The sequence below is a fragment of the Paraburkholderia graminis genome, assembly GCF_003330785.1.
Lineage (GTDB): Bacteria > Pseudomonadota > Gammaproteobacteria > Burkholderiales > Burkholderiaceae > Paraburkholderia > Paraburkholderia graminis.
Window position 1 is genome coordinate 3,505,210 of record NZ_CP024934.1, and the last position, 21,134, is coordinate 3,526,343.

17 protein-coding genes are annotated in these 21,134 nt (G+C 62.6%); 2 read left to right on the forward strand and 15 right to left on the reverse strand.

Going from position 1 to position 21,134, the window contains the following annotated elements; translation table 11 throughout:
* Positions 1 to 71: 71 nt before the first annotated feature.
* On the forward strand, positions 72 to 269 hold the full coding sequence (yacG, locus tag CUJ91_RS15670) for a DNA gyrase inhibitor YacG (RefSeq protein WP_029971508.1): 198 nt from the start codon (positions 72 to 74) through the stop codon (positions 267 to 269).
* An 81-nt stretch (positions 270 to 350) separates the two neighbouring features.
* Here yacG and CUJ91_RS15675 read toward each other — a convergent pair whose 3' ends face one another.
* From CUJ91_RS15675 to ltrA, 5 genes are all read right to left on the reverse strand, one after another.
* The gene (locus CUJ91_RS15675; protein ID WP_006051826.1) at positions 351 to 773 is read right to left on the reverse strand and encodes an NUDIX domain-containing protein; all 423 of its coding nucleotides are present in this window, start codon (positions 771 to 773) and stop codon (positions 351 to 353) included.
* Positions 770 to 1,639, reverse strand: a complete 870-nt coding sequence (locus CUJ91_RS15680) for an ATP-binding protein (protein WP_006051825.1) — start codon at positions 1,637 to 1,639, stop codon at positions 770 to 772. Before CUJ91_RS15680 ends, CUJ91_RS15675 begins: the two co-directional genes overlap by 4 nt.
* 40 nt (positions 1,640 to 1,679) lie before the next feature.
* The gene (argJ, locus tag CUJ91_RS15685) at positions 1,680 to 2,921 is read right to left on the reverse strand and encodes a bifunctional glutamate N-acetyltransferase/amino-acid acetyltransferase ArgJ (RefSeq protein ID WP_053858767.1); all 1,242 of its coding nucleotides are present in this window, start codon (positions 2,919 to 2,921) and stop codon (positions 1,680 to 1,682) included.
* Between the two features lie 150 nt (positions 2,922 to 3,071).
* Positions 3,072 to 5,882, reverse strand: a complete 2,811-nt coding sequence (gene secA, locus CUJ91_RS15690) for a preprotein translocase subunit SecA (RefSeq protein ID WP_006051823.1) — start codon at positions 5,880 to 5,882, stop codon at positions 3,072 to 3,074.
* A gap of 202 nt (positions 5,883 to 6,084) precedes the next feature.
* A complete protein-coding gene (ltrA, locus tag CUJ91_RS15695) occupies positions 6,085 to 7,785 on the reverse strand; it encodes a group II intron reverse transcriptase/maturase (protein WP_114156751.1) in 1,701 nt (566 codons plus the stop codon).
* Positions 7,786 to 9,001: 1,216 nt separating this feature from the next.
* Here ltrA and CUJ91_RS15705 point away from each other — a divergent pair.
* Complete coding sequence (locus CUJ91_RS15705; protein ID WP_006051822.1) at positions 9,002 to 9,487, forward strand: DciA family protein; 486 nt, start codon at positions 9,002 to 9,004, stop codon at positions 9,485 to 9,487.
* A gap of 83 nt (positions 9,488 to 9,570) precedes the next feature.
* Here CUJ91_RS15705 and lpxC read toward each other — a convergent pair whose 3' ends face one another.
* The 10 genes from lpxC to murD all read right to left on the reverse strand — a co-directional run bounded on the left by lpxC (position 9,571) and on the right by murD (position 21,111).
* A complete protein-coding gene (lpxC, locus tag CUJ91_RS15710) occupies positions 9,571 to 10,488 on the reverse strand; it encodes a UDP-3-O-acyl-N-acetylglucosamine deacetylase (RefSeq protein WP_029971512.1) in 918 nt (305 codons plus the stop codon).
* 295 nt (positions 10,489 to 10,783) lie between these two features.
* Positions 10,784 to 11,287, reverse strand: a complete 504-nt coding sequence (locus CUJ91_RS15715) for a peroxiredoxin (protein ID WP_006051820.1) — start codon at positions 11,285 to 11,287, stop codon at positions 10,784 to 10,786.
* Positions 11,288 to 11,509: 222 nt separating this feature from the next.
* Positions 11,510 to 12,706, reverse strand: a complete 1,197-nt coding sequence (gene ftsZ, locus CUJ91_RS15720) for a cell division protein FtsZ (RefSeq protein WP_029971514.1) — start codon at positions 12,704 to 12,706, stop codon at positions 11,510 to 11,512.
* A gap of 117 nt (positions 12,707 to 12,823) precedes the next feature.
* Positions 12,824 to 14,056 (reverse strand): cell division protein FtsA, encoded by a 1,233-nt coding sequence (gene ftsA / locus CUJ91_RS15725; RefSeq protein WP_013340575.1) that lies wholly within the window; start codon positions 14,054 to 14,056, stop codon positions 12,824 to 12,826.
* Between the two features lie 27 nt (positions 14,057 to 14,083).
* Positions 14,084 to 14,836, reverse strand: a complete 753-nt coding sequence (locus CUJ91_RS15730) for a cell division protein FtsQ/DivIB (protein ID WP_029971515.1) — start codon at positions 14,834 to 14,836, stop codon at positions 14,084 to 14,086.
* A gap of 34 nt (positions 14,837 to 14,870) precedes the next feature.
* The gene (locus CUJ91_RS15735; protein WP_114156502.1) at positions 14,871 to 15,812 is read right to left on the reverse strand and encodes a D-alanine--D-alanine ligase; all 942 of its coding nucleotides are present in this window, start codon (positions 15,810 to 15,812) and stop codon (positions 14,871 to 14,873) included.
* 1 nt (position 15,813) lies between these two features.
* A complete protein-coding gene (gene murC / locus CUJ91_RS15740; protein WP_006053213.1) occupies positions 15,814 to 17,217 on the reverse strand; it encodes a UDP-N-acetylmuramate--L-alanine ligase in 1,404 nt (467 codons plus the stop codon).
* Positions 17,214 to 18,332 (reverse strand): undecaprenyldiphospho-muramoylpentapeptide beta-N-acetylglucosaminyltransferase, encoded by a 1,119-nt coding sequence (gene murG / locus CUJ91_RS15745; RefSeq protein WP_006053212.1) that lies wholly within the window; start codon positions 18,330 to 18,332, stop codon positions 17,214 to 17,216. The genes murC and murG overlap by 4 nt, the downstream gene beginning before the upstream one ends.
* The gene (ftsW, locus tag CUJ91_RS15750) at positions 18,329 to 19,600 is read right to left on the reverse strand and encodes a putative lipid II flippase FtsW (protein WP_006053211.1); all 1,272 of its coding nucleotides are present in this window, start codon (positions 19,598 to 19,600) and stop codon (positions 18,329 to 18,331) included. The genes murG and ftsW overlap by 4 nt, the downstream gene beginning before the upstream one ends.
* A complete protein-coding gene (murD, locus tag CUJ91_RS15755) occupies positions 19,597 to 21,111 on the reverse strand; it encodes a UDP-N-acetylmuramoyl-L-alanine--D-glutamate ligase (protein WP_006053210.1) in 1,515 nt (504 codons plus the stop codon). The genes ftsW and murD overlap by 4 nt, the downstream gene beginning before the upstream one ends.
* Between the last annotated feature and the right edge of the window lie 23 nt (positions 21,112 to 21,134).

Below are 21,134 nucleotides of genomic sequence, written 5' to 3' on the forward strand. Positions count from 1 at the left end.
CCGCGCCTTTAAAGCGGCGCCAAATGCCCTTATATTCGTTACTGTTCAAATTGCACTAGTTGCCTGACCGTATGCCAACCGTCGTTAAATGCCCCACTTGCGGAAAGGACGTCCGCTGGACACCTGAAAGCCGGTTTCGCCCATTCTGCTCCGAGCGCTGCAAGCAGATGGATCTAGGCGCCTGGGCCGCCGAGAAGTACAAGATCGGCGGGACCGATCAGGAAGCGTCGTCGGACGAGACGCCTGACGGGGACTACAACCCGCATTGACCGGTACGGTACGGCACGGCGCGCCCCGTTCGCGCCGCACCTGAGCGCGAGTGCCCGCAACCGCGCCGTTTCCTTTCCCGATTACTGTTTCTCCGCCGCGAGCCATTCCAGCACTGGAATGGTGGCGGGCAACAGCGGCGACACGTCGGCGGGCAACGCCTGCCAGACAAACGCCTGACCTTCGCGGCCATGCGGCTCGCCCGTCCACTGCGTCACCTTGCAGAAAAAGAGCCGCACGTAGGCGTGCGGATAGTCGTGTTCGAGCGTATGCCAGAGGTGACAAGCCTTTACGTCGATGCCGAGTTCCTCGTGCAACTCGCGCGCGAGCGCCGCCTCGACCGATTCGCCCGCCTCGAGCTTGCCACCCGGAAACTCCCAGTAGCCTTCGTACGGCTTACCGGCCGGACGTTGCGCGAGCAGATAGCGCCCGTCCGGCTGCACCAGCACGCCGACGGCGACTTCCGTCACCGGGCGGCCCGCTGCGTTTGTCAGAGCGTCGCTCATGCCTGAGCTTTCCGGCCGGACCAGTCGCGCGCGAACTGCCACGCCACACGCCCCGAACGCGACCCGCGCTCCAGCGCCCACACCAGCGCATCGCCGCGCGCCGCCTCGACTTCGGCGTCGTTGCAGCCGAAATGCCGCAGCCAATGCGCGATGATCGACAGGTAGTCGTCCTGCTTGAACGGATAAAAGCTGACCCACAGCCCGAAACGTTCTGACAGCGAGATCTTTTCTTCGACAAGCTCGCCCGGATGAATCTCACCATCGGACGTGTGCTTGTAGGTCTCGTTGTCGCTCATGTACTCGGGCAGCAGATGGCGGCGGTTCGACGTCGCGTAAATCAGCACGTTGTCCGATTGCGCGGCGACCGAGCCGTCGAGCGCGACTTTCAGCGCCTTGTAGCCCGACTCGCCGTCTTCGAACGAGAGATCGTCGCAGAACACGACAAAGCGTTCCGGCCGTTTCGCGATCAGATCGACGATATCGCCCAGGTCGTGCAGGTCGTCTTTGTCCACTTCGATGAGACGCAGGCCGTCTTTCGCGTACGCGTTCAGGCACGCCTTGATCAGCGACGACTTGCCGGTGCCGCGCGCGCCCGTCAGCAGCACGTTATTCGCGGGCAGCTTGTGGACGAATTGACGCGTGTTCTGCTCGATGAGCGCTTTCTGGCGATCGATGTTTTGCAGATCGTCGAGCGTGATGTCCGAGATGGCGGGCACCGGCTGCAGATAGCCGCGCCCCTGGCGCTTGCGCCAACGAAACGCCACCGCCGCCGACCAGTCGATTTCAGGCGCGGCGGGCGGAAGCATCGCTTCGAGGCGGACGAGCACGGCTTCGGCCCGTGTCAGAAACTGTTCGAGTTTGTCCATGACAATGAATGAGCGGCCCGAGGCCGCGTGATGAACCGGATTACGAGCGGTAGTCGGCGTTGATGCTGACGTAGTCGTGCGACAGATCGCAAGTCCAGATCGTGGCTTGCGCATTGCCGCGACCGAGCACGACGCGAATGCCGATCTCGCTCTTTTTCATGACGCGCTGGCCGTCTTCTTCACGGTACGCCGGATTGCGGCCGCCGGCAGTCGCGACCAGCACGTCGTCCAGATACAGATCGATCTTGCCGACGTCGAGATCGTCGATGCCGGCATAGCCGATGGCCGCCAGGATGCGGCCGAGGTTCGGGTCCGATGCGTAGAAAGCCGTCTTCACGAGCGGCGAATGGCCGATCGCATACGCGATCTGGCGGCATTCGCCGACGCTCGAACCGCCTTCCACCTGAACCGTCATGAATTTGGTCGCGCCTTCGCCGTCGCGCACGATCAATTGCGCGAGCGTCTGCGCGACTTCGGTCACCGCGTCGCGCAACGCTGCATAAGCGGGCGAGTCGGTGGACGTGATCGCCGGCAGGCTGGATTTGCCCGACGCGATCAGGATGAATGAATCGTTGGTCGACGTGTCGCCGTCGATCGTAATGCAGTTGAACGAGCGATCCGCCACGTGCTTGACCAGCGCGTCGAGCACGGGCTGCGCGAGCGCCGCGTCGAACGCGAGGAAGCCGAGCATGGTCGCCATGTTCGGCTTGATCATGCCCGCGCCCTTGCTGATGCCGGTCAGCGTGACGGTGTGGCCGTCGATCGTGACCTGGCGCGAGGTGGCTTTCGGCAGCGTGTCGGTGGTCATGATCGCCTGCGCGGCGTCGTACCAGTTGGCTTCCTTGCGATTGGCCAAGGCGGCAGGCAAACCCGCCTTCAACCGATCGACCGGCAGCGGTTCAAGAATCACGCCGGTCGAAAACGGCAGCACCTGTTCCGGCGCGATGTCCGCGAGGCGGGCGAGTTCCGCGCAGGTTTCGCGCGCGTGCGCGAGGCCCGGTTCGCCGGTGCCCGCGTTCGCGTTGCCGGTGTTGATCACGAGCGCGCGAATCGGCTTGCCGCCGGCGCGCACGCGCTCGAGATTCTCGCGGCACACGGTGACGGGCGCCGCGCAGAAACGGTTCTGCGTGAAGACGCCGCCTACCGTCGCGCCTTCGTCGACGGAAATGACCAGCACGTCCTTGCGGTTCGGCTTGCGAATGTTCGCCTCCGCCCAGCCGAGCGTGACGCCGGCGACGGGATGCAGTTGAGCGGGATCGATCGAGGGGAAATTGACAGCCATGGTCGCGACCTGTCGAAGAAAATGCCGGCGGGCGCCGGCATCGAGGAAAACGGAACTGGTGGCTCGGGCAAGATGCCGGAGCACCGCGAAATCAACCACAACATACTGGCAAAGCGACGCGGCGCGCTCAGAGGCGCGCCGCTTTCGGCATTATGCGATCTTGCCGTGACACTGCTTGTACTTCTTGCCGCTGCCGCACGGGCACGGATCGTTGCGGCCGACCTTTGGCACGCCGTCCGCGCCGACAGCCGACGCCGCCTGCGACGACGACGCGTGGCTCATTGCGTCGCCGATCATCGCGGCAGTCGCGGCTTCCACGGCCGCGGGCGCCGCAGCCGACGCCTCGGCGAATTCCGCATGACGGAACTCGACATTCTCCAGATGGCCGCCCTGCTCTTCCATCTGTTCGGCCGCTTGTTCGAGCTGCTCCGGCGACTGGATCTGCACGTTCATCACGATGCGGGTGACTTCGAGCTTGACCGCGTCGAGCATCGCGGCGAACAGTTCGAACGCCTCGCGCTTGTATTCCTGCTTCGGGTTCTTCTGCGCATAGCCGCGCAGATGGATGCCCTGGCGCAAGTGGTCCAACGCCGCCAGATGTTCGCGCCAGCTACGGTCGAGCGTTTGCAGCATGATCGAGCGCTCGAACGCGCTGAACGATTCGCGGCCGACCAGTTCGACCTTCGCCTCGTACGCTTCGTCCGCGGCAGCCTCCACCGCTTCGAGAATCTCGTCCGACGTGATCGAGTTCGACTCGTTGATCATTTCCTGGATCGCGAGGTCGAGCTGCCATTCGTTGCGCAGCACTTCCTCGAGTTCCGGCACGTCCCACTGTTCTTCAATGCTGCCCGCCGGCACGAACTGGTGAACGATGTCCGCAATCACGCCATGACGCATTGCGCCGATGGTTTCGGTGATGTCGTTTGCCTCGAGCAGTTCGTTGCGCTGCTGGTAGATGACCTTGCGCTGATCGTTCGAGACGTCGTCGTATTCGAGCAGTTGCTTACGAATATCGAAGTTGCGCGCCTCGACCTTGCGCTGCGCCGATTCGATGGAGCGCGACACGATGCCCGCTTCGATCGCCTCGCCTTCCGGCATTTTCAGGCGGTCCATGATCGCGCGCACGCGGTCGCCCGCGAAAATGCGCAGCAGCGGATCTTCCAGCGACAGATAGAAGCGCGACGAACCCGGATCGCCCTGACGGCCCGCACGGCCGCGCAGCTGATTGTCGATCCGGCGCGATTCATGACGCTCGGTGCCGATGATGTGCAAACCGCCCGCGGCCTTGACCTGATCGTGCAGCGCCTGCCATTCGTCGTGCAGCTTCTGGATGCGGCGGCGCTTTTCGTCCTCGGGAATCGTCTCGTCCAGTTCGATGAACGACGCCTGCTTTTCCGCGTTGCCGCCGAGCACGATGTCGGTGCCGCGACCGGCCATGTTCGTGGCGATCGTGATGCGCTTCGGACGGCCCGCTTCGGCGACGATCTCCGCTTCGCGCGCATGCTGCTTCGCGTTCAGCACTTCGTGCGGCAGACCGGCCTGCTTCAGCAGATGCGACAGCAGCTCGGAATTTTCGATCGACGTCGTGCCGACCAGCACCGGCTGCCCGCGCTCATAGCAATCGCGGATGTCGCGGATCACCGCGTCGTAGCGTTCCTTCGCGGTCTTGTAAATCTGGTCCTGCTTGTCGATCCGCTTGGGCGGACGATTGGTCGGAACGACGACCGTTTCGAGACCATAGATCTCGTTGAATTCGTAGGCTTCCGTGTCCGCCGTGCCGGTCATGCCGGCGAGCTTGGCGTACATGCGGAAGTAGTTCTGGAACGTGATGGAAGCGAGCGTCTGGTTCTCGCTCTGAATCTTCACGTGTTCCTTCGCCTCGACAGCCTGGTGCAGCCCGTCCGACCAGCGGCGGCCCGCCATCAGACGGCCGGTGAATTCGTCGACGATGATCACTTCGCCGTTTTGCACCACGTAATGCTGGTCTTTGTAGAACAGCGTGTGTGCGCGCAGCGCGGCGTACACATGGTGCATCAGCGTGATGTTTTGCGGCGCGTAGAGGCTTTCGCCTTCACCGATCAAGCCCCATTCGGCGAGCAGGCGCTCGGCCTTTTCGTGGCCCGATTCCGTCAGGAAGACCTGGCGGCCTTTTTCATCGAGCGTATAGTCGCCCGGCTTTTCGACGCCGGTGCCGTCAGCCTTCTCTTCGCCGATCTGGCGCTCGAGCAGCGGCGGCAGCGCGTTCATGCGCACGTAGAGTTCGGTGTGGTCTTCGGCCTGGCCCGAGATGATCAGCGGCGTACGGGCTTCGTCGATCAGGATCGAGTCCACTTCGTCGACGACGGCGAAGTTCAGCCCCCGCTGCACGCGCGCTTCCGGCTCGTACACCATGTTGTCGCGCAGGTAGTCGAAGCCGAACTCGTTGTTCGTGCCGTACGTAATGTCGGCCGCGTACGCTTGCTGCTTCGCGTCGTGATCCATCTGCGACAGATTGATGCCGACGGACAGCCCGAGGAAGTTGTAGAGGCGCGCCATCCATTCGGCGTCGCGCTGCGCAAGGTAGTCGTTCACCGTGACGACGTGAACGCCGCGGCCCGACAGCGCGTTCAGGTAGACCGGCAGCGTGGCGACGAGCGTTTTACCCTCGCCGGTGCGCATTTCGCCGATCTTGCCGTAATGCAGGACCATGCCGCCGATGAGCTGCACGTCGAAGTGGCGCATTTTCAGCACGCGCTTGCTCGCCTCGCGGCAGACCGCGAAGGCTTCCGGCAGCAGCTTGTCGAGCGACTCGCCGCTCGCGATGCGCTGGCGGAACTCGTCCGTTTTGGCGCGCAGTTGATCGTCCGTCAATTGCTCGATCTGCGGCTCGAGCGCATTGATCGCCGCGACGGTCTTTTGATATTGCTTGACTAGCCGCTGGTTGCGGCTGCCAAAAATCTTCTGTAGAAAACCGGTGGTCATCGGATCGGTGTCTGCGTCGCGGCTTCGGCTGGTCGCGGCGTGCGGTTAAAAGCACGCGCGCTCCGGGGTCGGAATGGCCTCGGCGGCTTAGTCCAAGAGTGAATTGTCGGGTAGCCCGACCTTCTTACGAAGATCGGGCCCCCCGAGAACCGTACGTGCGAGTTTCCCCGCATACGGCTCAAATCTACAAACAAAGTTCTGTCTACGACAGAACCGGCTTAGTTACTACAAGTTTACCAACGTGTACCTGCTGGTGACAGTGCGGGTGAAGCAAGACCCGGTTGGACAACTTGTCTGACCCGCCATGCATCCGATATTCCAGATGATGGTCGTGCCAGCCTGTTTCGTCCGTCAAGGCACAGCCGCAGTGCGCACACAGCCCGCTCTGCGACATGTACAGCTTTGCCCACTGTTTCCGGTAGCGCATCGAATCCCACAGACGCGTCTGCCGCAGTTGCTCGCCATATTGCTCCCACTTCGGATCAAAGGGATTGAATTCTCCTTGGATCTTCTTGTGTCTCCTGATCGCCGTACCGCTGAGTTGGTACAACTCCATCAGGCCCCAACTGCCATCGTCTCGAACCGTCCGGACCGCAAACACCCACTGTCGAGCGTCGATTGAGTGGAAGTACTTCTGTCGCACCCAACTGCTGCTCTTTCGGGGATGTCGCCGCTTGGACCACCACCAGAGCCTCCGGAACACCAGATGCTCCATGTGGGTGTACGCCTTTTTGGCCGTAACCGGATGGTGATACTGCGCCCATCCGCGCAACATTGGATTTAGCAGTCGGATCATCTCCTCCTGCTTCACCGTCTTGTTGCTGCGAATCGTTTCCGCCACCTTGCTGTAGAACGCTTTCGCGTTCTTCTTGCTCGGTTTGATGAGCATCTTTCCGGAGTACTTTCGGAAATTCCACCCAAGGAAATCGAAGCCGTCGTCAATGTGAGTGATCCGCGTCTTCTCCTCCGATAACTGCAGCCCCCGAACCGCAAGGAATGCCTCTACCCAAGGTCGGACTTCGCACTCCAGCAACTCACGCGAGTCGCCGGTGATTACAAAGTCGTCCGCGTACCGCACCACATTCACTTTGAGCCTTCGAGCTTTCATGATCCCTAGTTTTGCACCGAGGTGCACTTCCAGTTCTCGCTCCAGCCCATTCAGCGTTACGTTTGCCAATGTCGGGGAGATGATTCCTCCCTGCGGCGTACCGGCCTCAGTCGCCTGTAGCTGCCCCTTATAAATCAGGCCAGCCTTCAACCATTTCCGGAGGATTACTCTGTCCATCAGGACATTGTTTTCCAACCAGTCATGACTGATATGGTCAAAGCATCCCTTGATATCCGCTTCGAGGACCCATTTGGCAGAAGCCTTTTGGGACATACAAACGCGGATTTGGGCCATCGCATCAGCTGTCGAACGATTTAGCCTGAACCCGTAGGAATTCAGGTCACTCGTCGATTCCGATACTGGCTCCAAAGCCAGCAGATGCAGAGCTTGCATCGCCCTGTCCCGCATGGTCGGAATGCCCAGAGGGCGTTCCTTCCCATTGGCCTTGGGGATAAAGACTCTCCGTAATGGCAGAGGCTTGTATCCGCGCCGCTTCAACCTGCCGATGGCTTCCCACCGGCTGTCAGGCGAATCCCATAGCTCGCGATCGACTCCAGCCGTTCGCGCACCCTGGTTTTGCGTAACACGTCGTACCGCATACAGCTTCGCAGACAACGTGCGAGTTAGCATCCGTTGCAGGGCTTTCACCCTACGCCAGTCACCTTCCCGCGTCGCCTTCGCAATTCGAATCTGCATCCCTCTCACGTTCCGCTCAACCCGTCGCCAATCTACGGCGTACCAGTTGTCCGGCGCGCGGGAAAGCGCAGATCCGGTCTTTCGACCAGATACTTTCATGCTGCTCTCCTCCCTGGAAAAGTCCCCAGACAGAAGGCGCATCTCCCCCAGCGGGGTAGATACACCCCGCTGGGGAACAACAAAACTCAATGCAGGCGCATGCACCTGCATCTGACCAAGTTACAGAGGGTAGTCAGCCGTCTTGCGACGGTAGACCAGACGGAAGTCTGCCCGCTTTCGCGTGGGGTGATGTTCCAACCCCTATCCGAGCCATTACAGTCCGGCTTTCGCTTTTTCCGTCCTCCCATACCTGCACAATCAACAGCGTCCCTTGCGGTTCGCCTGCCAGCCTTACTGCGCTGGCAACCATACAGGCTTACCACGTTCCCGGCATGTCACACGACTGACTTAGGTTCTGCCTATTCCCCGGCGGTATCACGAACGACGTAACCCGAGATTCGAGCGGGCTATCCAACCGCATACCTTTTGGTTAGTGCCTATCAGCAGCTTTGGCACACAATGCTAACGAGGTTTATCAGCAGTTCACTTCCGTTAACCCTATCAGCCAGCCTAGCGCCTTACCCTCTTGCTGCTAGGAGTATCCAGACCGCTCCTCGCGGAACCAATCTGCCCGAAACGTCCGGGGGCTACATTGTCAGAAGAGCTTCACACGCCACCGTTGCCAGCGACGCATGTCTTCCTAGGCTACTGCTGGTCGTACAGCAGGTTCACTACCCTCGTCGTCCAGCAAACGAGGTCGAACAATGACACACCGAGCTTTTCGCTCGTATCGTTTAGCGAAACCCTTGCTTGAAGGCGAGGGAATTGCAAACATCACCCCGCCCTGTCGGCGGAGGTGAAGCCGCTGACTGGGCGGGACCTGACGGTAATCAGGCCCATGCAACAAGGTTCCCGGCTGATTGCTCCGGTTTCCAATTTCACTACAAGGATGCTTCCCAGAGGGTTGCATCTGCTTCCTAAAGTGCGGCCCACAAGGGGGCCGCCTGCGGAGGGCATGGTGAGTTGCCTCAATAACCCTCTAGTCGATGCTCCGTAACGTGGAGCAGTCGGACACGAGCGTGCGTGTCGCACCGAATCGGGCATTTTAGCACGCGCCCCCGCCCGCGCCTGTGTCCGCGGCGCGACGTCGGCGGGGCAGCAACGCCCGTCGCGCGGAGCTTCGGCGGCGTGCATACGGGCGCGTCGCGGGGCATCTCGCACGGTACAATCGGGACGTGTGCGCACATCGGGTGCGAACGCGCCCTCACTGTCAAACATGAGCCGTTTTCCTTCCTTTTCAAGGCCGCCGCCCAAGCAGTTCAACGTGCGCCGGCCGCAGCCGGTCGCCGAGGTGCTCAGGCGCACCGACGCGTTTGCCGCGCTGCGCGCGGGCGTCGAGCAGATCGCCGCGCTCGAGAAGGACTTGCGCGAGCTGCTGCCCGATTATCTGGGATCGAGCGTGGAGCCGGGCTTCATCAAGGAAGGCGTGCTGTCGCTGTTCGCCGCGCATAACGCGCTGGCGGCGCGGCTGCGCCATCTCGAACCGCGACTGCTGTCGGATTTGCAGCAGCGCGGCTGGCCGGTCAATGCGCTGCGCATTCGGGTGCGGCCGCAGCCCGTCAAGGAGCCGCCGCAGCCCAAGCAGGCGCGCATGACGCCGGCCGGCGCCGATGCGCTGCATGCGTTGAGCGAATCGCTCGCGCCGTCGCCCCTGCGCGAAGCGTTGGCGAAGATGGCGGCGCGGCATCGGAGAAATCGTTGAACAAAAAATAAGCGGCTCACATGAGCCGCTTATTTTTCGTACGCCCGCTTCGGAAGTTTCACCGAAGACTTGACGCGAATTCCCTACGCAAAAGCCGTCTGCGTCTCGTATGCGAAGCCGCGCGGCGCCTTTTGCGTGTCGTCGAACGTGACGATCTCGTACGAATCTTCGTGCGCCAGCAGTTCGCGCAGCAGCGCGTTGTTCAGGCCGTGGCCCGACTTGTACGCGTTGTACGAAGCCAGCAACGGATGCCCGATCACGTATAGATCGCCGATCGCGTCGAGCATCTTGTGCTTCACGAACTCGTCGTCGTAACGCAGGCCGTCGTTATTCAGAATGCGGTACTCGTCGAGCACGATCGCGTTGTCCATGCTGCCGCCGCGCGCGAGGCCCAGTTCGCGCATCATCTCGACTTCATGCGCGAAGCCGAATGTGCGTGCGCGCGCGATTTCGCGCACATACGACGTATTGGCGAAATCGACTTCCAGCGCCTGACCGGTTTTATCCACGGCCGGATGGCGGAAATCAATCGTGAATTTGAGCTTGAAACCGAAATACGGATCGAGGCGAGCGAATTTGTCGCCGTCGCGAATCTCGACCGGCTTCGTCACCTTGATGAATTTCTTCGGCGCGTTCTGTTCTTCAATTCCCGCGGACTGAATCAGAAACACGAATGAGCCGGCACTGCCGTCCATGATCGGGATTTCTTCCGCGGTCACGTCGACATACAGATTGTCGATGCCGAGACCGGCGCAGGCGGACATCAAATGCTCGATAGTCGACACGCGCGCGCCGTCTTTCTGCAATACGGAAGCGAGACGCGTATCGCCAATCGCCATTGCCGACGCAGGAATGTCCACCGGCGTGGGCAAATCCACGCGCGAAAAGACAATGCCCGTGTCCGGCGCTGCGGGACGGAGCGTCAGGTCGACCTTTCGGCCGGAGTGCAAGCCGATGCCGACCGTCTTGACGATTGATTTGATAGTGCGCTGCTTCAACATGGTCATCTTTTGCTCGATTGAAAATCCCAATCGGGACTTTTTATTCCATAGCGCGAATTATACTCCATAACCCTAAGCAGCGTCTTCGCGCGGAAAGTATCAATCTGTTTCGCTGCATTACCCGTCTTTTTCAACGGGCGCCCGTGAGGGAAAGCGTGACGGGCCGACGTCCGGAACGGAGGCGTTTCCGGTCGTCGGCCCGCGTAACGGCCTGTCACAAAGCGTCGTCGCAACCGTTGCCATTGCGCCACGCGGATAACCGCGTGCGAAGGCGAAGGCGCCGACGCGCTGATAACTAGCTCAACGTTGCGAGAATACTCCCTGCATCGCTTACTTCGAATTTGCCGGCAGCCTCGACGCTCAACGTCTTGACCACGCCGTCGTCGACAACCATCGCGTAGCGCTGGGAACGGATTCCCATGCCGCGCGCCGACAAATCCTGCTCGAGACCGAGCGCTCGTGTGAAAGCCGCACTGCCGTCCGCCATCATGCGCACCTTGCCCGAGGCATGCAGATCGCGTCCCCACGCGCCCATTACGAACGCGTCGTTCACGGACACACACCAGATTTCGTCGATGCCGGCCGCGCGCAACTGCTCAGCGTGTTCGACGTAACCCGGCACATGTTTGGCAGAACAGGTCGGCGTGAACGCGCCAGGCAATCCGAAGATCACCACGCGCTTGCCCGCCGTCTGCTCGCGCACGTCGAAGCTGTTAGGCCCGATCGTGCAGCCCGCGCGCTCGTCTTCGACATACTCGAAGAGCGTTGCGTCGGGCAGCTTGTCACCTGCTTGAATCATTGCTCAGTCCTTTGCATCGATGCGAAGCATCGCCCGCACGTTATCGTGTCGCAGTGAATCGGCGACAGTTGCCCAAACCGCTTCGTTTTCCGAAGAGGGCACTTGTCCTTGCCGCGAATCCGACGATACGCGGCTTGTTAGCCGTTCACCCGCCACGCTCGTGCATTCGTCCGCCAACGCCGGAAACTAAAACGGCGCGGACAGCGAAAGCCTCCCGTGCGCTCAGTCCGCCTGCTTGCGCAGGAATGCCGGAATGTCGTACGTGTCGACGCCCTTTTCCTGCAGCGCCTGCACGTGCGAAGCCGCGGTGTCGCGCGACGTGCGCCATACAGCCGGCGTGTCGAGCGCGCCGTAGTCCGCCGTGCTGGCGTGCGACGGCGTTGCGTACGAGCCGTGTTGTGCGGCGATCGGCTGGTTGTCGGTGCCGGTGCGCAGCAGCGTCATCGGTGCCGATTGCTGCTTCTTCGCTGCACGGCCAAGACCCGTTGCGACGACCGTCACGCGCAGCGCGTCGCCCATTGCATCGTCGTACACCGCGCCGAAAATCACCGTTGCGTCTTCCGCCGCGTAGCTCTTGATCGTGTTCATTACTTCGCGCGTTTCCGACAGACGCAGCGAACGGCTCGACGTGATGTTGACCAGCACGCCACGCGCGCCCGACAGATCGACGCCTTCCAGCAGCGGGCTTGCAACAGCCTGCTCGGCAGCCAGACGCGCGCGATCGACGCCGGCAACGGTCGCCGTGCCCATCATCGCCTTGCCCTGCTCGCCCATCACCGTCTTCACGTCTTCAAAGTCGACGTTCACCAGACCGTCGACGTTGATGATTTCCGCGATGCCGGCAACTGCGTTGTTCAGAACGTCGTCTGCGCACTGGAAGCACTTGTCCATCTCGGCGTCGTCGCCCATCACCTCGAACAGCTTGTCGTTCAGAACGACGATCAGCGAGTCGACGTGATCCTCCAGTTGCTGCGAACCGGCTTCTGCCACACGCATGCGCTTGCCGCCTTCGAACTCGAACGGCTTGCTGACCACGCCAACAGTCAAGATACCCATCTCTTTCGCGATCTGCGCGACCACGGGTGCTGCGCCCGTGCCCGTGCCGCCGCCCATGCCGGCCGTGATGAAGACCATGTGCGCGCCGCGCAATGCGTCGGCGATGCGCTCACGTGCTTCTTCCGCTGCGGCGCGGCCCATTTCCGGCTTGGCGCCGGCGCCCAGACCCGTGTTGCCCAACTGGATCACCGCGGTGGCGCGCGAACGCGACAAAGCCTGCGCGTCCGTGTTCATCACGATGAAGTCGACGCCTTGCACGCCTTTGTTGATCATGTGCTGAACAGCATTGCCGCCAGCGCCACCTACTCCGACCACCTTGATGATGGTGCCGTTCGTTTCGGTTTCCAGCATTTGGAAATCCATGATGCCTCCGTCAAGATAAAAAATTGCAGCCACTCGGCCGTTATTCGGCAGGAGATCGGGCAACCTCCTGTCGCGCGCCAGCCGCCGGCACCAGCGCGTATTTCGAAAACGAATGCGTTAGAAGTTGCCGAGGAACCAGTCCTTCATGCGCGTGAAAACCTGTCCCATCGAACCGGATTGCACCGCGACCTTGCGGCCGCGCATGCGTTGCGAGCGTCCTTCGACGAGCAGGCCCATCGCCGTCGAATAACGCGGATTGCGCACCACGTCGGCGAGACCGCCCGCGTATTCCGGCACGCCGATACGCACCGGCTTCAGGAAAATGTCTTCACCCAGTTCGACCATGCCGAGCATCATCGACGCGCCGCCGGTCAGCACCACGCCGGAGCTCAGCAGTTCCTCGTAACCCGACTCGCGCACCACCTGCTGCACGAGCGAAAACAGTTCTTCGACACGCGGCTCGATCACCGCCGCCAGCGCCTGGCGCGACAGCGTGCGCGGACCGCGCTCGCCGAGACCCGGCACTTCGATCATTTCGTCCGGATCGGCCAGCGCCTGCTTGGCGATGCCGTAATCCACCTTGATGTCTTCCGCGTCCGGCGTCGGCGTGCGCAAGGCCATGGCGATGTCGCTCGTGATCTGGTCGCCGGCAATCGGAATCACAGCCGTATGACGGATCGCGCCTTCGCTGAAAATCGCGATGTCCGTCGTGCCGCCGCCGATATCGACCAGCACCACGCCCAGTTCCTTCTCGTCTTCCGTCAGTACCGCGAGCGACGACGCGAGCGGCTGCAGAATCAGATCGTTCACTTCGAGGCCGCAGCGGCGCACGCACTTCACGATGTTCTGCGCCGCGCTCACCGCGCCCGTGACGATATGCACCTTCACTTCGAGGCGAATGCCGCTCATGCCGATCGGCTCGCGCACATCTTCCTGACCGTCGATGATGAATTCCTGCGTGAGGATATGCAGCACCTGCTGGTCGGTCGGAATGTTGATCGCCTTCGCCGTTTCGATCACGCGCGCCACATCGGCCTGCGTGACTTCCTTCTCCTTGATCGCCACCATGCCGCTCGAATTGAAGCTGCGAATGTGGCTGCCGGCGATGCCGGTGAAAACGTTGGTGATCTTGCAGTCGGCCATCAGTTCGGCTTCTTCGAGCGCACGTTGAATGGACTGCACAGTGGCTTCGATGTTCACCACCACGCCTTTCTTGAGCCCCTTCGATTCGCTCTGGCCGAGGCCGATCACCTCGTAGTGACCTTCGCCCTTCAATTCGGCGACGATGGCCACCACCTTCGACGTCCCGATGTCGAGGGCGACCAGCAGATCTTTATAGTCTTTACTCATAGCGTGCTCATTGCGTGTGATGTCCGTTTACTTCTTGCCCTTGTCGGGTTCGCTGATAAAGCGCATGCCAGCGGCACGAATCGCGAAACCGTTCGGATAGCGCAAGTCCGCATACTCGATATCCTTCCCCCAACGTTGCGTCACGGCGTTCCAGGCCGCCGTCAGGCGCTTGCTCCGATCGAGCAGCGTGTCCTGATTGCGCTCGCGTCCCAACTCCACCTGCGTTCCGTTCGACAGCTTCACCGTCCACGCGTAACGCGGCGACAGCGTGACTTCTTCCGGCGTGGCGCCCAGCGGCGCGAACCACTTCTGAAAGTCGTGATAACGCGCGACCACTTCTTTCGCCGTGCCGTCCGGGCCGTCGAACGCGGGAAGCTCCTGTTCGAGCTCGCCCTGGTTCGCGGTGAACAGCTCGCCGTCGACGCTCACCAGTTGATCGCTGCCCCACGTGCCAAGCGGTTTGTACTCTTCGAGCGTGACAGCCAGCGCATTCGGCCAGACCCGCCGCACGCTCGCGTGACGCACCCACGGCATCTGCTCGAACGCCTGACGTGCGACGTCGAGATCCACCGTAAAAAAGTTGCCCTTCAAACGACCTACCACGCCCGCGCGCACCGTCGGCGAATTGATGTGCTCCGTATCGCCGTCGATCTGAATCTCGCGCAGCGCGAAATTCGGACGCTGGATCATCCAGTAAGCGCCAGCCGCCAGCAGCACGAGCACCAGCAACGCATGCAATGCGCTGGCGGCGAGATTGAGCTGGCGAACGTTGTTCCACATGGTGTTGCTTTCGGGTTGCCCCGCGTAGTCCTGATCAATCCTTCAAGGTCAGCGCCAACACGCCGACCACCAGTTCCTGATAGCTGATGCCCACCGCGCGCGCCGCCTTCGGCGGCAGCGAGTGATCGGTCATGCCGGGCGCCGTGTTCACTTCGAGGAAGTACGGGTTGCCGTCCGCGTCGAGCATGAAATCGGCGCGGCCCCAGTCGGTGCAGCCGAGCACGTCGAACGCGCGGCGCGCCAGCACTTTCATGCGCGTCTCTTCAGCGGGCGTGAGACCGCACGGAATCAGATACTGCGTGTCGTTGGCGATGTACTTCGCGTGGTAGTCGTAGAACTCGCCGGCCGGTACGATGCGGATCACCGGCAAGTCCAGATCGCCTGCGATGCACGCGGTGTATTCGCCGCCGCCTTCGATGCTCTTCTCGACCACCACGATCCTGTCGTACTTCACCGCTTCGACGAGCGCCGCAGGCAACGCGTCCGCGCTCTTCACCTTGATGACCGCGACGCTCGACCCTTCGCTCGCCGGCTTTACGAAGAGCGGCAAGCCGAGCTTCGCGACGATCTCCTGCGCGCGCGCTTCGTAGTCGTCGCCGCGCAGCACGGCTTCGAACGGCGGCGTCGGAATGCCGAGTTGCTGCCACACGAGCTTGGTGCGGAATTTGTCGAGCCCGAGCGCCGAGCCGAGCACGCCGCTGCCCGTGTACTTGATGCCGTAAAAATCGAGCGCGCCCTGAATCTGGCCGTTTTCGCCGTAGCCGCCATGCAGCGCATTGAAGGCGCGCACGAAGCCTTCGTCCTTCAATGCGGCGAGCGGACGCTCGGCCGGATCGAACGGATGCGCGTCGATGCCGGCGTCGCGCAGACCTTGCAGCACGAGGCGCCCGGAATTGAGCGACACTTCGCGCTCGGCCGAATTGCCGCCGAGCAGCACGGCCACCTTGCCAAAATTTTTCGGGTCGATACTGCTCATCTCACACCTTCGTTTCCTGAGCGAGGCGGCCCGGCACACCGCCGATCGAACCCGCGCCCATCGTGATCACCACATCGCCGTCGCGCACCAATGCTGCGAGCGCGTCCGGCACTTCATCCACCGTATCGACAAACACCGGCTCGACCTTGCCCGCGACGCGCAACGCGCGCGCGAGCGCCCGACCGTCCGCGGCGACGATGGGCGCTTCGCCGGCCGAATACACTTCGGTCAGCACGAGCGCATCGACCGTCGACAGCACCTTGACGAAATCTTCAAAGCAATCGCGCGTGCGCGTGAAGCGATGCGGCTGGAACGCGAGCACGAGACGCCGCCCCGGAAATGCGCCGCGCGCCGCCGCGACCGTCGCCGCCATTTCGACCGGATGATGGCCGTAGTCGTCGACCAGCGTGTAGGCGCCGCGCGGCTCGCCGTCGCTTGTGACCGGCACCTCGCCGTAGCGCTGAAAGCGCCGGCCCACGCCGTTGAAATCCGCCAGCGCTCGCTGGATATCGGCATCTTTCACTTCGAGTTCAGTCGCAATCGCGATCGCGGCCAACGCGTTCTGCACGTTGTGCTCGCCCGGCAGGTTCAACACGATGTCGAGCGGCGCCGCGTCTTCGCGCATCGCGGTGAAATGCATCTTGCCGTCGCGCGCTTCGACGTTGACCGCGCGCACTTGCGCGTCGGGTGCGAGGCCGTAACGGATGATCGGCTTCGACACGAACGGCAGAATCTCCTTCACGTTCGGATCGTCGACGCACAACACGGCGATACCGTAAAACGGCAGACGGTGCGTGAATTCGATGAACGCCTGCTTGAGCCGCGCGAAGTCGTGGCCATAGGTGTCCATGTGATCGGCGTCGATGTTCGTGATGACTTCGATCACCGGAAAGAGATTCAGGAACGACGCGTCCGATTCGTCCGCTTCGGCCACGATGAAGTCGCCCGTGCCGAGCCGCGCGTTCGCGCCCGCGCTGATCAGCCGTCCGCCGATCACGAAGGTCGGATCGAGCCCGCCCGCAGCGAGCACGCTTGCGACCAGCGACGTGGTCGTGGTCTTGCCGTGCGTGCCGGCAATCGCAATGCCCTGTTTCAGGCGCATCAGTTCCGCGAGCATGACCGCGCGCGGCACGATCGGAATACGTCGATGACGCGCGGCCAGCACTTCCGGGTTGTCGCTGCGCACCGCGGTCGAGACGACCACCGCGTTCGCGCCTTCGATGTTCTCCGCCGCGTGACCGATTGCGATACGCGCGCCGAGTGCGGCCAGGCGATCCGTGACAGCGTTGCTCGAGAGGTCCGAGCCGCTCACCTGATAGCCGAGATTGAGCAGCACCTCCGCGATGCCGCTCATGCCGACACCGCCGATGCCGACAAAGTGAATATGTTTGACGATGTGTTTCATTGCTTTCCTTCTGGGCTCGCGCCCGAAATCGAACCCGCCACGCTCGCGCAAATCTGCGCGACCTGTTCAGTGGCGTCGGGTTTCGCGAGCGAGCGCGAACGCTCCGCCATCTCCGCGAGACTTTCCCGCGTCTGGCTGCGCAACCAGCCGGCGAGTTTTTCCGCCGACAGATCGCGTTGCTGCACGACCAGCGCCGCGCCGTTGTCGGCGAGAAACGCTGCATTAGTGGTTTGGTGATCGTCCACCGCATACGGGAACGGCACGAACAACGCGGCCACACCTACCGCTGAAATCTCCGACACGGTCATCGCGCCCGAGCGGCAAATCACGAGGTCCGCGCTTGCATAGGCGCTCGTCATGTCGTCGATGAACGGCACGAGTTGCACGTCAGCGCCCGTTTGCAAACCGGCTGCCGCGTAGTTCTCGCGCAGCGCGTCGATATGTTTTGCGCCCGCCTGATGCACGATGCGCGGACGTTCGTTCGGGGCCAGCAGCTCGACCGCGCGCGGCACGACTTCATTGAGCGCCGCGGCACCGAGACTGCCGCCGACCACCAGCACATTCAACGGACCGTTGCGTTCTGCATAGCGTGCTTTGGGCGCAATCGCGCGCGCAAGTTCCGCACGAATCGGATTGCCGGTCCATTCGCCGTGCGGCAACGCATTCGGAAACGCAACGAGCACGCGTTTGGCGAGCTTCGCGAGCACCTTGTTTGCGAGACCCGCAATCGAATTCTGTTCGTGCAGCACGAGCGGACGTCCGCTGAACGCGGTCATCAGGCCGGCCGGAAACGTGATGTAGCCACCCATGCCGAGCACCACATCCGGCTTCACGCGACGCAGCACGCTCAAGCTTTGCGTGCATGCGCGCAGCAGATTCAGCGGCAGCATCAGCTTCGTTTTCAGGCCCTTGCCGCGCAGTCCGCCGAAGCGCACGTATTCCATCGGGATGCCGTGCTTCGGCACGAGCGTCGCTTCCATGCCCGCGGGATTGCCGAGCCATACGACCTTCCAGCCCCACGCCTGCATCAGGTGCGCGACCGCGAGCCCAGGGAACACGTGTCCCCCGGTGCCACCGGCCATCACCATCAGCGTGCGTTGCTGCGTGGAGGTCATACTTTCCCTCCTCGCATCAGCACACGATTTTCGTAATCCACCCGCAGCAGCACCGCGATGGCGATGCAGTTCTGCACGATGCCCGAGCCGCCGTAGCTGACGAGCGGCAACGTTAGACCTTTAGTCGGCAGCAGGCCGAGGTTCACGCCCATGTTGATGAACGTCTGCGCGCCGAACCAGATGCCGACGCCCTTCGCAACGAGGCCCGCGAACGTGCGGTCGAGTGCCAGCGCCTGGCGGCCGATCTCGAACGCGCGGCGCACGATCCAGTAGAACATCACGATCACGATGAGTACGCCGACAAAGCCGAGCTCCTCGCCGATAACAGCGAGGATGAAGTCGGTATGCGCTTCGGGCAGATAGTTGAGCTTCTCGACGCTGCCGCCGAGTCCCACGCCGAACCACTCGCCGCGGCCAAATGCGATCAGCGAGTGCGTCAGTTGATACGCCTTGCCCTGCGCATAACGGTCGTCCCACGGATCGAGGTACGCGAAAATCCGCTCGCGCCGCCACGGCGACGCCCACACCAGCAAACTGAACGTGCCGACCGCCGTGGCGACGAGGCCGCCGAACAGCTTGCCGTTCACGCCGCCGAGAAACAGCAGACCCATTGCGATCGCCGCGATCACCATGAACGCGCCCATGTCCGGCTCGAGCAGCAGCAATGCGCCGACGAAGCCGACCGCCATCGCCATCGGCAGAAAGCCTTTGGCGAAGCTGTGCATGTATTCCTGTTTGCGCACCGTGTAGTTCGCCGCGTAGATCGTCACCGCGAGCTTCATGATTTCGGACGGCTGCATATTCGTGATGCCGAGCGGAATCCAGCGGCGCGCGCCGTTCACGCCCTTGCCGACGTGCGGAATCAGCACGATGACCAGCGCGACGAGCGCGATCAGAAAGAGCTTCGGCGCGTACTTGTCCCACGTCGAAATCGGAATACGGAACGCTATGACGCCGACCACCGCGCCCATCGTCACGAAGATGATCTGACGCACAAGGAATGCGTAGTCGCGATACGACGCGTACTTCGGCGAATCGGGCATCGCGATCGACGCCGAATACACCATCACGACGCCGAGCCCGAGCAGCGCGACGACCACCCACAGCAGCGAATGATCGTAGTCGAGCATGCGCGAGCGCAGCGGCCGCACGCCATTGACGGCGCTCGCGAGACCGCTGCCGCCCGTGCGGCCACCGACGCGTGCTGCGTTGGCCGTGTCACCGGCGCCTGCGCCTGTGCGCGAACCGAATCGTTCGGACCAGCTCATATCATCGTCCCCCGTTCGGCCGCGATTTCTTCCACCGTGCTGCGGAACACCGCGGCGCGATGCGCGTAACCCTTGAACATGTCGAAGCTCGCGCAAGCGGGCGACAACAGCACGGCGTCGCCAGGTTGTGCGAGTGCAGCGGCGGCACGCGTCGCTTCTTCGAGCGTCGCGTGATCGGTCATCGCGATGCCGGTGTCTTCGAGTGCCGCGCGAATCTGCGGCGCGTCGCGGCCAATCAGCATCACCGCGCGGCACCAGCGCATGACCGGCGCGGCGAGCGGCTCGAAGTCCTGGCCCTTGCCGTCGCCGCCGGCGATCAGCACCGCGCGTTGCGCGAGGCCGTCGAGCGCGGCGACCGTCGCGCCGACATTGGTGCCCTTGCTGTCGTCCACGTAGTCGATGCCGTCGATCGACGCAATCAATTCCACGCGATGCGGCTCGCCGCGGTACTCGCGCAAGCCGTGCAAGAGGCGCGCGGCGGGCAAGCCGATCGCGCGTGCGAGCGCATACGCGGCGAGCGCGTTGGCCGCGTTGTGCAGACCGCGAATGCGCAGCGCGTCGGCAGGCATCAGGCGCTTGAGCGCAATATTCGGCGGCGTGACCGCTTCGTTTTTGCGGCGGCGCTTCGGCGTGATGTCTTCACTCGCGTCGAGATCGTGTGCTTCGACGAGCCAGATCATCGCGTTATCGCGCAGCAAACCGTAATCGCCGTCGTTCTTCGGTTCGGTTACGCCGAAGGTCACCACGTCGACATCGCCCGGCTCCGAAGGCGCGAGCGCCATGACGCGCGCGTCGTCGCGATTGAGCACACGCACGGTTTGTGTACCGAAGATGCGGCCTTTCGCAGCGGCATACGCATCGAGGCCGCCGTGCCAGTCGAGGTGATCCTGCGTGATGTTGAGGATCGCCGCCGCGTCCGGCTCGAACGTATGCGAAGTCTCCAACTGGAAGCTCGACAGTTCGAGCACCCACACGTCGGGCAGCGCGGTGTTGTCGATGGCTTCGCTCAGTTTGTCGAGCAGCGCCGGGCTGATGTTGCCCGCGACCGCGACCTTCTTGCCCGCGCGTTCGCACAGCAGCCCCGTGAGGCTCGTCGTCGTGGTCTTGCCGTTGGTGCCGGTGATCGCGACGACCTTCGGCGCATAACCGCTTTCGCCGAGCGTCTTCAGCGCTTGCGAGAAGAGTTCGAGTTCGCCCCACACAGGGATGCCTTGCTCGCGCGCCGCCGTGATCAGCGGCAACAGATCGGCGGCGAGCGGCGACAAACCGGGGCTGATCGCGACGAGTTCCACGCCTTCCAGCAGCACCGGCGAAAACGGGCCGCCGACAAACGCAGCGTCGACGCCGTGCGCTTCCAGCGCGGACAGGTTCGGCGGCACTTCGCGCGTATCGGCCACACGCAGCCGACAGCCGTGCCGCGCGCACCAGCGCGCCATCGCGAGACCGGATTCACCCAGTCCCAGCACGAGCACCATCGGCTTTTGCCGATCCCGAAACTTCTCGCCGAACATCGTCTGCTTCCCTTTAATACCTT